This is a genomic window from Tardiphaga sp. (assembly GCF_025356345.1).
Taxonomy (GTDB): Bacteria; Pseudomonadota; Alphaproteobacteria; order Rhizobiales; family Xanthobacteraceae; genus Tardiphaga.
This window is the reverse complement of the sequence record NZ_JANXTC010000081.1, coordinates 1-12,089: the sequence shown is the minus strand read 5'-3', so window position 1 is coordinate 12,089 and position 12,089 is coordinate 1. Positions and strand designations below refer to the sequence as shown.

The 12,089-nt window shown below is 63.7% G+C and carries 13 protein-coding genes and 1 pseudogene; 7 read left to right on the top strand and 7 right to left on the bottom strand.

Going from position 1 to position 12,089, the window contains the following annotated elements; all coding sequences use genetic code 11:
- Both Q0S16_RS04475 and Q0S16_RS04470 read left to right on the top strand, forming a co-directional pair.
- The coding region (locus Q0S16_RS04475; RefSeq protein ID WP_295845510.1) for a DUF993 family protein at window positions 1-132 on the top strand (132 nt) is incomplete at its 5' end.
- Window positions 132-995 (top strand): sugar phosphate isomerase/epimerase family protein, encoded by an 864-nt coding sequence (locus Q0S16_RS04470; RefSeq protein ID WP_295845506.1) that lies wholly within the window; start codon window positions 132-134, stop codon window positions 993-995. The genes Q0S16_RS04475 and Q0S16_RS04470, both read left to right, overlap by 1 nt.
- 62 nt (window positions 996-1,057) lie before the next feature.
- On the opposite strand, the gene Q0S16_RS04465 is transcribed toward Q0S16_RS04470, so the two are convergent.
- From Q0S16_RS04465 to Q0S16_RS04450, 4 genes are all read right to left on the bottom strand, one after another.
- Complete coding sequence (locus Q0S16_RS04465; protein WP_295845504.1) at window positions 1,058-2,005, bottom strand: tripartite tricarboxylate transporter substrate binding protein; 948 nt, start codon at window positions 2,003-2,005, stop codon at window positions 1,058-1,060.
- Window positions 2,006-2,099: 94 nt separating this feature from the next.
- A complete protein-coding gene (locus tag Q0S16_RS04460; RefSeq protein ID WP_295845503.1) occupies window positions 2,100-3,281 on the bottom strand; it encodes an ABC transporter substrate-binding protein in 1,182 nt (393 codons plus the stop codon).
- A gap of 249 nt (window positions 3,282-3,530) precedes the next feature.
- Window positions 3,531-4,460, bottom strand: coding sequence for an NAD(P)-binding domain-containing protein (locus Q0S16_RS04455; protein WP_295845508.1), 930 nt, complete (start codon window positions 4,458-4,460; stop codon window positions 3,531-3,533).
- Window positions 4,461-4,535: 75 nt separating this feature from the next.
- Window positions 4,536-5,963 (bottom strand): FAD-binding oxidoreductase, encoded by a 1,428-nt coding sequence (locus tag Q0S16_RS04450; RefSeq protein WP_295845501.1) that lies wholly within the window; start codon window positions 5,961-5,963, stop codon window positions 4,536-4,538.
- Between the two features lie 189 nt (window positions 5,964-6,152).
- On the opposite strand from Q0S16_RS04450, the gene Q0S16_RS04445 reads away from it, so the two are divergent.
- Window positions 6,153-7,109, top strand: a complete 957-nt coding sequence (locus tag Q0S16_RS04445) for a LysR substrate-binding domain-containing protein (RefSeq protein ID WP_295845499.1) — start codon at window positions 6,153-6,155, stop codon at window positions 7,107-7,109.
- Here the strand turns inward: Q0S16_RS04445 and Q0S16_RS04440 are convergent.
- Window positions 7,102-7,695, bottom strand: a complete 594-nt coding sequence (locus tag Q0S16_RS04440; protein WP_295845497.1) for a thiamine pyrophosphate-dependent enzyme — start codon at window positions 7,693-7,695, stop codon at window positions 7,102-7,104. The genes Q0S16_RS04445 and Q0S16_RS04440 overlap by 8 nt on opposite strands.
- Window positions 7,695-8,249 (bottom strand): thiamine pyrophosphate-binding protein, encoded by a 555-nt coding sequence (locus tag Q0S16_RS04435; RefSeq protein WP_295845495.1) that lies wholly within the window; start codon window positions 8,247-8,249, stop codon window positions 7,695-7,697. Before Q0S16_RS04435 ends, Q0S16_RS04440 begins: the two co-directional genes overlap by 1 nt.
- Before the next feature lie 159 nt (window positions 8,250-8,408).
- Here Q0S16_RS04435 and Q0S16_RS04430 point away from each other — a divergent pair, with 159 nt between their 5' ends.
- The 4 genes from Q0S16_RS04430 (at window position 8,409) to Q0S16_RS04415 (ending at window position 11,277) form a co-directional block, all read left to right on the top strand.
- Entirely contained in the window at window positions 8,409-8,765 is a 357-nt protein-coding gene (locus Q0S16_RS04430) for a hypothetical protein (protein ID WP_295845492.1), read from the top strand.
- A 730-nt stretch (window positions 8,766-9,495) separates the two neighbouring features.
- Window positions 9,496-9,714, top strand: a complete 219-nt coding sequence (locus tag Q0S16_RS04425; RefSeq protein WP_295845489.1) for a hypothetical protein — start codon at window positions 9,496-9,498, stop codon at window positions 9,712-9,714.
- A 91-nt stretch (window positions 9,715-9,805) separates the two neighbouring features.
- Entirely contained in the window at window positions 9,806-10,456 is a 651-nt protein-coding gene (locus Q0S16_RS04420; RefSeq protein WP_295845487.1) for a glutathione S-transferase family protein, read from the top strand.
- Window positions 10,457-10,494: 38 nt separating this feature from the next.
- Window positions 10,495-11,277: an enoyl-CoA hydratase/isomerase family protein gene (locus Q0S16_RS04415; RefSeq protein WP_295845483.1), complete on the top strand. Its 783-nt coding sequence runs from the start codon at window positions 10,495-10,497 to the stop codon at window positions 11,275-11,277.
- A gap of 147 nt (window positions 11,278-11,424) precedes the next feature.
- On the opposite strand, the pseudogene Q0S16_RS04410 reads toward Q0S16_RS04415, so the two are convergent.
- Window positions 11,425-12,089: pseudogene (locus Q0S16_RS04410) on the bottom strand (hypothetical protein); the annotation flags it as partial.

Genomic DNA, 12,089 nt, shown 5'->3' with positions numbered 1-12,089 from the left:
GAGAGTACGCGCTCGACCCTGCATCTCGCGGAACTGTTCCGTCTCGCGGATCAGGCGGGCTTGCTGGTCAATCCCGAACTCGCGACGCAGCGCATGAAGGCGATCCTCGCGGTTCGCGGGATCGAGGCCTGATGCGCGACTTTTCGGGGGATCATCGCTGGCTGTCGCTGAACACGGCGACCGTGCGCAAGCAGGGTGACTTCATCGCGATCGCGCAGGCTTGCGCAAAGCACGGCATCCGCGCTGTCAGCCCGTGGCGCGACCAGGTCGCGGCCGTCGGGCTCGACAATGCCGTGAAGGCGGTGCGCGACAACGATCTCGAACTGTCCGGCTATTGCCGCGGCGGCATGTTCGTCGGCGATGCCTCGCGGCATGCCGAGATCCGCGACGACAATCGGCGCTGCGTCGACGAGGCGGTGGCGCTGGGCGCGCCGTGCGTCGTGCTGGTGGTCGGCGGCCTGCCGCAATATTCGCGGCCGGGCAGCGCGCCCTCCAGGAACATCGTCAATGCCCGCGCGCAGGTCGATGACGGCATCAGTGAAATGCTGGAATATGCGCGGCAGGCCAGCATGCCGCTGGCGATCGAGCCGCTGCACCCGGCCTACGCGGCCGATCGCGCTTGCGTGAACACGACGGAGCAGGCGCTCGACATTTGTGATCGCCTTGATCCCAACCGCACCGGCATGCTCGGCGTCGCGCTCGATGTCTATCACATCTGGTGGGACCCGGAGCTGATGTCGCAGATCGCCCGCACCGGCAAGGATCGCATGATGGCCTTCCACGTCTGCGACTGGCTGGTGCCGACGACGGATATCCTCAACGATCGTGGCATGATGGGCGACGGTGTCATCGACATCAAGGCGATACGCGCCGCCGTCGAGGCGCAGGGTTTTGCCGGCTATTCGGAAATCGAAATCTTCTCCCATGGATGGTGGGACAGGAGCATGGATGACGTGCTCGGGGTCTGCGTCGCAAGGCACATGACGGCGGTGTAAGGGAAGGGGGCCTTGCTACCGTCGCAGTGGTCAACCATGCAGACGGGCCACCGCGGACGCTGCTATTGCAATTTCAAACCGGCGGCCTCGATGATCGGCTGCCATTTCACAAGTTCCTGCCGGAGTTGCGCGGCGAGCTGCCGCGGTGTCGATTGCACCGGGTCGGCGCTGAGATCGCGCAGCCGTCGCTGGATCTCCGGGTCGGCGACCGCCTTGCGCAATTCCGTGCTGAGCCGTTCCGTCATGTCGGGTGGCAGGCCGGGCGGCCCGAACACCGCGTTCCAGGTATAGGTCTCGAAGTCCGGAAGCCCCTGTTCGGCGATGGTCGGGAGATCGGGAAACGACGGCGAACGGGTTTTCGTCGTGACCCCGATGGCGCGTGCCGCTCCCGATTTGATGAAGGGCGCGGCGCCGCTGAGGACATCGAACAGGATGGGGATCTGGCCGCCGATCAGGTCGTTCATCGCCGGCGCGCCGCCGCGATAGGGAATGTGCTCCATCTGCACCTTGGCCTGAACCTTGAACAGTTCGCCGGACAGATTGGGCGGCGTGCCGACACCCGACGATCCATAGCTGAACTTGCCGGGCTCGGCGCGGATCAGCGCAATCAGCTCGCCGACATTTTTCGCCTTCACCTGCGCTGACACCAGCAGCACGTTCGGCACGATGGCGACCATCGAGATCGGCGTGAAATCCTTGACCGGATCATAGGGCGGTTGCCGGGCCATCAAGGGATTGATGGTGTGCGTCGAGATGGTCCCCATCAGGAGGCTGGTGCCGTCCGGCGCGGCGCGGGCGACCCGGGCAGCCCCGACCACGCCGCCGGCACCGGTGACGTTCTCGATCACGATGGATTGGCCGATCTGTTCGGAGAGTTTCCGGGCCACCAGCCGGCTGACCACATCGGTGGCGCCGCCGGCCGCGAACGGCACCACCAATGTGATGAGGCCCTTTGGCAAATCGCCCGGTCCCTGCGCCCGAAGCGGGGTGGCAAGGCCCACCGTCGCCATCGCGAGAGTGCTGCAGAAAGTTCTCCGGGAGACGCTGTTGGTCATGAACGGCCTCGCGTGGTGCTGGGGTGAAGCGGGAAACAGCCGGTCAGGCTCACGCCTTGACCAGATAGCAGCCGGTTTCGTTGAGAGGCTTGGTGGCTTCCTCGGCGGATGCCGTCGAAAGCACCTTGCAATAGTCCCAGCGTCCCTTGCTCTCGGCCGGAGACTTCACCTCCAGAAGATAGGCCGGCAACGCGGCGCGGCCGTCGATCCGGATCGCCCCACGGCCAAAGGCGTCGTCGTCGGTCGCAAGTTCCTTCATCTTGGCCACGGTCGCCGCACCGCTCTTTTGCGCGGCGGCCGGTCCCAGTGCGGCGACCGCCTTGAGGTAATGCAATGTCACGGCGTAGCAGCCGGCATGGGTCATGCCGGGATAGGTGCCCGCCATCCGTGGCGCGACCCGCTTGGTGAAGGCGCGGGTGCGGTCGTTGAGATCCCAGTAGAAGCTGTTGGAGAACAACAGGCCCTTCATGGTGTCGAGGCCGACGGCGTGGATATCGTTGAGGAAGGTGACGAGGGCCGCGACCTTCATTTTTTTGGTCAGGCCGAACTCGCCACCCTGCTTGAGGCAGGTGGCAAGATCGGCGCCGCCGATCGAAAGTGCGAGCACGTCGGCGCCGCTGGCCTGGGCTGCCAGCAGGAAGGACGAGAAGTCGGACGCGCTGATCGGCACTTTTGCATTGCCGAGCACCTTGCCGCCGGCCTGTTCGACGAATCGGCTGGTTTCTTCCGTCAAAGACGCACCGAACGCGTTGTCGGTCGACAGGAAATACCATTTCTTGCCGCCGGCCTTCACCGTCTCGAGCGCCACCGCTTTCGAGAACATGTAGCCGTCATAGGTCCAGTTCACGGCATTGGGCGTGCATTGCTTGCCGGTGAATTCGGTCGAGGTGACGGCGACGCCGAGGCAGGCCTTGTCGCGCTCCTTGCAGACGAAGGAGGCGGCGAGGCCAACGGACGAGTTGGGGCCAGCGATGACCATGTCGACGCCTTCGGAATCGAACCAGCGCCGCACGATGGCAGCGCCGACGTCGGCCTTGTTCTGGTGGTCCGCATAAATGACTTCGGCCTTAAAGCCACGATGCGCGGCTGCGAATTCCTCGACCGCCTGCTTGGCGCATTCGACGCCGGGGATGCCGAGAAGATCGGTATATATCCCGGAAAAGTCGGCAAGCACGCCGATCCGGATCGTCGGCAGCTGCGCAGACGCGGGCCGGACCTGCGCGGCCGCCATGGCCACGGATCCAAGCACAAGACTGCGGCGCGTGAAGTTCGCCATCGTTTCCCACCCAAGTTAGCGAGCCGTTTATCCGGCCCTTGCGATAGTTGTTTATGGTCCGCGCATCGCGTCAAAATGCCGAGCAGCGATAGCAGTTATCTGTTGTTGCGAAGGCAGGTCCGGTCACGTCTTTGTGTCACCGGACCTGATATTGTGACGCATGGCTGCGTGCGTTGCAGCGACTTCTATTTCGCGGGAAGCCGCCTATTTCGTGGGAAGCCTCGGCTTCGGGATCGCAGCCAGATCGCACAGCGCGTCGACCATGGCCGAGAAATCCTTGCCGCCGAAGCCGCGGGCGCGGGCGGTGCTGAAGGCCTCGCGCGCCGCGGCGGCCATCGGCATCGGCACCTTCGCCGCGTTGGCGGCGTCGATGATCAGGGTCAGGTCCTTGTGCGCGAGGTCGATCGTGAAGCCCGGCTCGATGTCGTCGACCAGCACCTTGGTCGGCCATGCGATCTTGAGCTGACCGTTGACGGCGGTGGTGCCGTACAGCACGTCCAGCGTCCGCTCGAGATTGAGGCCGAAGCGCTGCGACAGTGCCAGCGCCTCGGCATTCATCTGGCAGGATGCTACCGCGAGGAAATTATTGACCAGTTTGGTCCGGGTGCCGGTGCCGACGTCGCCGCAATGATAGATCGTGCTTCCCATCGCTTCCAGCAGCGGCTTCACGCGTTCGAAGTCCTGCACCGTGCCGCCCACCATGAACAGCGACTCGCCGCGATCGGCGTGGCTGGCGAGCCGCCCGACCGGCGCATCGACAAAGGCGACGCCCTTGACCGCGGCCGCTTTGGCCAGCCGGTCGGTGGTGTCGGGATCGATGGTGCTCATATCGAGAATCAGCGAACCGCGCTTCGCATGAGCGAGGATGCCGTCGGCCTGCGACACGACCTGATCGACGATGCTCGAATTCGGAAGCATCGTGACGATGATGTCGGACCGCTGCGCGATCTCGGCAATGGTCGCGGGGCTGGCCTGCAACAATTCGAGTTCGGCCACGGCTTCCGGATTGATGTCGTTGACCGAGAGGCGGAAGCCCTTGCGGCAGAGATTGGACGCCATCGGCCGTCCCATCCGGCCGAGCCCGATGAACCCGATTTTCTCCATGTGTTCCTCCTTTTTATTGGAGCGAGACAGGATGCCTCGCCCGAATTCCTGTTGATCGAGATCTCGCCGTTGGCGGACCGGGCTGGTCGCGCCAACGCCCGCGGTTCACTCCGGGGTGATGACTTTGCCGGGATTCATCAGCCATTTCGGATCGAGCGCGTGCTTGATGGTTCGCATCAGGTCCAGTTCGACCGGCGCGGTATAGCGGGGCAGGCGATGCAGGTGCATTTGCCCGATGCCATGTTCGGCGCTGATGCTGCCGCCGAGTGCCACGCTTGCGTCATGGACGATGGTGTTGGCGCGGCTGGCGGCGGCCTCGGCAGCTTCAGGCGAGGCAAACAGCGCGCGTGGAAACACCACGATGGCGTGGATGTTGCCGTCGCCGATGTGGCCGCAGAAGCAGATCTGCGCTTCCGGAAAGGCGGCGCTGGCCTGTTCGCTCACCCGCGCGACGAAATCGGCCTGCCGCGAGATCGGGACCGAGGTGTCGTTCGACACCGTGAAGCCCTCGCGCTTGTTGGATTCGGAAATGTTGTGGCGCAGATCCCAGATCGCGGTCGCCTTCGCCAGATCCGGCGCGATCGTCGCGTCGGTGATGCCGCCGCGCTCCAGCGCCGCGCCGAGCACTTCCTCCAGCCCGACCACCAGATGGTGCTGGCTGTGGCTGTCGGCGATCTCGATCATGGCATACCATGGGGCATCCCCGGCGATCGGGTTTCGCAACTGGTTCATGTGTTTCAGCACGATGGCCAGCTGCGGGGCCGACATGATCTCGAACGCCTCGACGCGGTTGCCGAGACGCTCGCGCAGCTCTCGCAGCAGCGCGATGGCGTCGGACACCGAGTTCAGCGCGACCATCGCCGTGACCGACGCCGAGAGCCGCGGGAACAGCCTCAGCACCGCCGCCGTGACGATGCCGAGCGTGCCTTCGGCACCGATGAACATCTGCTTGAGGTCGTAGCCGGTATTGTCTTTCCGCAAGGCACGCAGCCCGTTCCAGACCCGCCCGTCCGGAAGTGCCACTTCGAGGCCCAGCACCAGTTCGCGCATGTTACCGTAGCGCAGCACACCGGTGCCACCGGCATTGGTCGAGACCAGGCCGCCGATCTCACAGCTGCCCACGCTGCCGAGCAGCATCGGAAACAGCAGGTTCTGGCTGTCGGCGGCGTCGCGGACATGTTGCAGGATGCAGCCGGCATCGACGGTCATGGTGCCGTTGATCGCGTCGATGTCGCGGACGCGGTTCATCCGGGAGATATTGATGACGACGCTGTCGCCGGTGTTCGAGGCAATGGCGCCGCCGCACAGTCCGGTATTGCCGGCCTGCGGAACGACCGGACGATCATGCGCCATGCAAAGACCGAGAACCTTTGCGACCTCGTCGGTATCGCCGGGGCGGACGATGCAATGGGCGCTGCCGCTGTAGCGGCCGCGCCAGTCCCGCAGATAGGGCGCCATCTCCGCCGGGGCGGTCAGGACATGCTGTGGTCCAACGATCGACGCGACCTGTCGCAGGAACTCCTTGTCGGTCATTTTTTGCTCTTGTTGTCCCGCCCATCGCCATCAGAGCGGCGTCGTCGCCCGTATCACAATGAGAATTCGGTGATAGCAGCTATGCCTCTGGGTTAGTGCGTTGCAACATCAGGGCGAAGCGCGGACAGGTGGCGCTGCCTGCCATGACTGTATATCAGTTCACGCAGCGATATAAAAAATGCAAGGCTCGTGGTGGATCTGCGGCAACTGAGAACATTCAAATCCGTCGCCGAACTGGGCAGCCTGAGCAAGGCCTCCGACCGGCTGCGCATTGCCCAGCCGGCGCTGAGCCGGCACATCAAGCTGCTCGAGCACGAGCTTCGCATCGAACTCTTCACCCGCAATGGCCGCGGCATGGTGCTGACGCCGGCAGGGCATCTGCTGTTCGATCGCACCGCGGGGCTTGTGCGGCAGATCGAACAGGTGCGCGACGATATTCAGTCGGTCGGCGGCGCGCCGTCCGGACGGGTCGTGCTGGGGCTGGTTCCGACGGTGAGCTGCGTGTTGTCGACGCGCTTTGCCCGCCGCGTGATCGAGGAGCTGCCGCAGGTGTCGCTGTGCATCGTTGAAAGCTATGGCGGCCATCTGGTCGAATGGCTGCACCGTGGCGAGATGGATCTGGCGCTGATGTATGGCCCGTCGGTCGACCTGCATCTCTCGGTGGATACGATTGGCCGCGACCATATTGTCGCGGTCGGACCAAGCGGCAGCGGGCTGGCCGAACAAAAAGAGGTGTCGATCGAGTGGCTGTCGGCGCAGAAGCTGGTGCTGCCGAGTCACTCTCACGGCCTGCGCATCCTGATCGAGAAGGCGTTGTCGCGCAAGAATCTGCCGATCCAAGTGGTGGTGGAGGCCGACTCGTTTCGCGTGCTGACGAGCTTCGTGGAGGACGGCCTGGGCTATACGCTGTTGCCGCATTCCGCGGTCCGCGCCGATGCCGCGGCCGGTCGCCTCGAACTGGCGCCGATCGCCAGGCCCGGAATTGCGCGCGAGCTGATCATGGCCCGGCCGGCTGATCGGCAGCCGTCGATCGCCACCGCCGCGATCTCCGACTTCATCAGGATCGAGATCGAGCGGCTGCGTTCAGAGGGGCTGTGGGACATCCAGATGACCCAGGCTGGCCATCCGGACGCCGCCCTCAGGTGACGGCGAAGCCGAGATGCTGCCGGAAACGGTTCTTCACGTAAGTACCGTCGCGCGGCGGCAGTGCCCGCTCCGGAGTGCCATGGGCAATCCGGATGCGGACAAAGCGCGGACCGCTGGTGACATCATGCAGTCTGCCGCGGTACTCGGCGATTCCCTTGAGGTCGTCGATGACGTCGACGGCGAGAAAGCCGGCGCCCTGGGCGATCACTTCCAGGCGCGAGCCCAGGCCCGCATGGCTCTTCTGCATGCCGGTTTCGCCGAAATGACCATTGTCGAGCACCGCCACCGTGAGGTTGGCGGGCTTGTGCACGGCGACCGTCAGCAGGCTGCCGAGACCCATCAGCTGTTCGCCGTCGCCGGTCAGCACCACAACCGGCCGCTTCGGCTGCGCCAGCGCGATGCCGAGGCCGACCATGGCCGCGCCGCCCATCGCCCCCCACAGATAGAAATTACCGTCATGGTCGCCCGCGGCGAACACGTCGTAAGAGGGGGAGCCGAGACCGGTGACGACCAGGAGATCCTTGCGGTCGATCAGCAGGGTCTTGACCGCTGCGCGGCGGTCCAGTGTGCTTGTTGCGTCTGACATCACTTGCTCTCCACCCACTTCTTGCGGCCCAGCATGCGCTGGGAAATCAGCACGGCGATCTGCCGGTCGCCATCGAAAGCCAGCGTGGCCGCGGCCGCGACCACCTCGGCGGCTTCCTCCGGCGTATCGATGCGCAGCACGGTGACGCCCATCAATTTGAGGGCCTCGGGCGTCGCGCTGCCCATCGGGATCTGCCACGGGTTGAATTCGGCCCACTCGCCGCGCATCGTCACGATGGTCAGCAGTGGCAGGCGGCAGGAATTCATCAGCGACAGCATGTTGACGCAGTTGCCCACGCCACTCGACTGCATCAGCAGCACGGCGCGATCGCCGCCGAGCCAGGCGCCGGCCGACAGCGCGATGCCTTCCTCCTCGGTGGTCAGAACGGTCGTCTTGATGCCGCGGTCGCCATGGGCGAGATTGATCAGGCGCGAATGGCCGGCATCCGGCACATAGGAGATCTGCGAAACGCCAGCCTGTTTCAGCGTCTCGAAAATCTCCAGCGGCCAGTCCCGGCCGGGGGCGACGCTGGCGTCGCGGGCTATGGCATCCATCGGATCATCTCGCAGTGGGAGGGCAGGCGAGGCGCATTCTATTTCAGCGAGGGCCTACGCATCATCTCATCTGCTTCAGGCTGTCATGCCGTTATGTTATAAGATCTTGCCGACGGGCGGTTTGGCTGACTTGCACCTCCACCCGGGATGCGCGAGCATATGGCAGGAACAAAGCGGGCCGCGGCCCGTTCGATTCAAGTCCAGCCACGGCGGCTGAGAACGCACGGGAATCACATGCCTGCTCACAATGCCTATTCCAGTGGAAACGACATCAATGTCGGCAGCGTCATCTCGATCGCGGCTGGGACACTTGCACAGGGCGATGAGCTCTCGATCGAATATCCGAACCAGAGCCGCGCCTCGGGCAAGGTGACCTTGGCGTCGCCAAATGAAATTGAGGTAGAGATCGGTCCGCAAGGCTGGCGGCTTCGCCCGCATGCGCCGAGCGACGGCACGATCCACAATAATCTGGCGGGAGCGGACGCGTCTTTCTGGACTTTCCAGAGCAGATTGTAAGCGGGCTGCCGTCGGACTGGCGCTGACTGCCATCTTGGTCGGTAAGGTCGGCTCGCTGAGCTGTCGGGCGCCACGGCCGCTCTGATAACGTGGCAAATCAACGAAGGATTCTGACAGTGGTGTCGCGGCCCCCCGTTACATCACCGGAAAAGCAATGTGCGCTTTCGTCAATGTAACGCTGACTCGCGGCGACGAGAAATGTAGCTTCCCGTCGGGTTGGACTTCGAATTCCACGATAAAACGATACATGAGTTCGCAAGTCGTGAGATCGCGCCGACTCAACTTCTTTTCGTTAAAATTTGTTCGAATGAGAGCGGGGCAGGCGGGAAGGCGGTTGGATGGCTACTTCCTCCGAGCTCCCGCTTTGACCGGCCCGGCGGCCTCGACCGCCGCGTCTCCGACAGTCCAATTCCAGCATGAAATATCGTTGGTTGCGGACGTCGTGATTACACTCCATCAACAAATATAGGTATTATAAGACCCCAATTTTCGGTTATGGTGGTATCCTGAAACTCAAAGGGCTGTGTGTCTGGCGGGTGATGGAGGCTGGCATGGCGAATATTTACTCCCGGCTGATGGGGCAACTCGGGGTGAAGGGGCGCTATGTCAAGGGGGATGGCGCCGCGGGGCCGCGCGGGCTGGTCGGATTTTCCAACGCCTTCATCGTCGAGCATTTTCAGCGTCTCGGTTATGCCGTGGATTACGATCAGCTCGCCTTCACACGGAATCGGTGGCCGATTTCGTCGCGGCCCGCGAGACGCTCTGGCACAAGCCGGGCACCATCACCGAACTGGATATTGCCGGCATCCTGGTGGTGGAGGATGCGCAGCCGCGCGCCGACCAGCCGACGCGCGACATCGCGGTGGTCAGCCTTGGCGATGCCCGGGTGGTGATGGGCGTCACCGATCGCAGCCCGCGAATCCCGATCCGCTATGCCTCGACCATGTAGGGTCGCGGCCTTGACGCAGGCTTCGCCCTGCGTCTCACTGCGGCGCGACGCGGCGACTTGATCCCGCGCGACAGAAGGGGACGAACGCCGAATGATCACCCTCTATCACTGCGCCCGCGCGCGCTCGTTCCGGCCATTGTGGACGCTCGAGGAGCTGCGGATTCCCTATGAGCTGAAGATGCTGCCGTTTCCGCCGCGCGTCTTCGCCAAGGACTATCTCGGCATCAACCCGCTCGGCACCATCCCGCTGCTGCTCGACGGACCGACGCGCATGACCGAATCCGCGGCGATCGCGCAATATCTCGTCACGAAATATGGCCCGACGCCGCTGGCCGTCGGCGTCGACGAGGCGGACTATGGGGCGTTCCTGAACTGGCTGCATTTCGGCGAGGCGACGCTGACCTTCCCGCAGACGCTGGTGCTGCGCTATTCCGAGCTGGAGCCGGAAGAGCGCCGCCATCCGCAGGTGGTCGCCGACTACTCAAAATGGTTTCTCGCGCGACTGCGGGTCATCGAGACCCTGACCGCGACGTCGGAATTCATGTGCGCCGGTCGCTTCACCGCCGCCGACATCTCGGTCGGCTACGCGCTGCTGCTGGCGCAGCGGCTCGGCCTGTCCGCGCAATTCGGCCCGTCGGTGACCGCCTATTGGCAGCGGCTGCAGCAGCGCGACGGCTATCTGCGCGCGGTGGACGCGGAAAACCTGGCCGGCGACGCGCAGGGCCTGACGCGGCGCGCCTGAGCCGATCTTGCGACAGCACAGCACATCAGGAGCAAAGCATGGCATGGAACGACAGCGTGATACTGGACAGGCGCGGGGCGGCGCTGTGGATCACCATCAACCGGCCGGAAAAGCGCAACGCCATGAATGGCGATGTCATCGCCGGGATTGCCGAAGGCTACCGCGCCGCGCATGACGACGCCGGCGTGCGCGTCATCGTGCTGACCGGGGCCGGTGACAAGGCGTTCTGCGCCGGCGCCGACCTGCGGAATACAGGTGCTGCCTTCGCCGCGGATTTTTCCAGGCCCAATGTCGATTTCGCCGATCTGCTGCGGCTGTCGCAGAGCGCCACCAAGCCGGCGATCGCGCGCGTCAACGGCATCTGCATGGCCGGCGGCATGGGCCTGCTGTGCATGACCGACATGGCGGTGGCCGCCGATCACGCGCTGTTCGGATTGCCGGAAGTCAAGGTCGGGGTGTTTCCGATGCAGGTGCTGAGCCTGCTGCAGGACATCGCGCCGCGTCGCCAGGTCAGCGAATGGTGCATCACCGGCGAGCCGTTCCCGGCCGCCGAGGCGCAGGCCGCCGGGCTGCTCAACTACGTGGTGCCGGCCGCGGAGCTCGATGCCAGGATCGACTGGCTCATAGGTCGCATCACCGACAAGTCGCCGACCGCCATCCGCCGCGGCAAGTATGCGATGCGGGCGATCGGCGCGATGTCGTTCGACCAGAGCATCGCCTACACCGAAAGCCAGATCGCGCTGCTGGCGATGACCGAAGACGCCAAGGAAGGCCTCAAGGCTTTTGCCGAGAAGCGCAAGCCGTTGTGGACCGGCAAATAGGGCGTATACTAATCAAGCGCGGGGTATACGGGAGCTGGAGGCATGCTCGATATACCGCGTAATGAGTACACGCATTATACCGGCAGCCTCTGTTCTCGCCGTCTGACTGGTTATCTTGGCGATCATTCTTTTATAACGAATTGTAGTTCACAAGGATTCGCCCGGGGGCTTCCTGGTCGTATTTGTCAATGGCGCGGCCGCGCCTTGCGCCGGTTGCGCGGCAGGTGGCGGGCCGAGCTCAATGTCAGCTGCGTTCACAAACTCATTCAGACTTTTTTGTGCCAATTCTCGATTGGGGGAGATCGAGGTTATCTTGAGCAGAACCGGACCCGCAAAAATGACAGCCGTGTCCAGAAAAATTGGCTTCTTATTGATTGTGAATTTGGTCTCGTTAAGAACAGACGGATAGCCCTTCAACCGCGAAGTTTTTCCAAGCAGAGTCTGGGTCTGGTTTGGCGTGCCGCTCAGGATCTCCTGCGCAGCACTGCTTGCTTTGAGGCTATTCGGAAAGTCGACCGTGGCGTATTTTTCAAGCGCCTGGGGGTCGGGATTGAGCGTGGGGCTGCGGGACGTGACGATAGTCACGCGTTCTGTGTCTGCACAGGCAAGCGGCTTGCAGGTGAATGTCCGGACGGCGGGATTTGGACCGACAACCACATCCCATTTTCCCTGCTCGGGCGCCGGCGTTGTGACTCGGGCTGAACCCGGAGGTAGCGGCTTCTTTGCAGGAGCAGGTAGCTGTGTTGGTGCTGGCGTTTGAGCGGGCAATTCAGGTTTTGTCAGATCGACAGGAGACTTGGACCCGACGCCGG

What these genes read in the sequence shown, in the direction of transcription:
- Q0S16_RS04470 (WP_295845506.1), top strand. Translation starts at nt 132, where the DNA reads ATGCGCGACTTTTCGGGGGATCATCGCTGGCTGTCGCTGAACACGGCG.
- Q0S16_RS04465 (WP_295845504.1), bottom strand. Translation starts at nt 2,005, where the DNA reads ATGGCGACGGTGGGCCTTGCCACCCCGCTTCGGGCGCAGGGACCGGGC.
- Q0S16_RS04460 (WP_295845503.1), bottom strand. Translation starts at nt 3,281, where the DNA reads ATGGCGGCCGCGCAGGTCCGGCCCGCGTCTGCGCAGCTGCCGACGATC.
- Q0S16_RS04450 (WP_295845501.1), bottom strand. Translation starts at nt 5,963, where the DNA reads ATGACCGACAAGGAGTTCCTGCGACAGGTCGCGTCGATCGTTGGACCA.
- Q0S16_RS04440 (WP_295845497.1), bottom strand. Translation starts at nt 7,695, where the DNA reads ATGTCAGACGCAACAAGCACACTGGACCGCCGCGCAGCGGTCAAGACC.
- Q0S16_RS04435 (WP_295845495.1), bottom strand. Translation starts at nt 8,249, where the DNA reads ATGGATGCCATAGCCCGCGACGCCAGCGTCGCCCCCGGCCGGGACTGG.
- Q0S16_RS04430 (WP_295845492.1), top strand. Translation starts at nt 8,409, where the DNA reads ATGGCAGGAACAAAGCGGGCCGCGGCCCGTTCGATTCAAGTCCAGCCA.
- Q0S16_RS04420 (WP_295845487.1), top strand. Translation starts at nt 9,806, where the DNA reads ATGATCACCCTCTATCACTGCGCCCGCGCGCGCTCGTTCCGGCCATTG.
- Q0S16_RS04415 (WP_295845483.1), top strand. Translation starts at nt 10,495, where the DNA reads ATGGCATGGAACGACAGCGTGATACTGGACAGGCGCGGGGCGGCGCTG.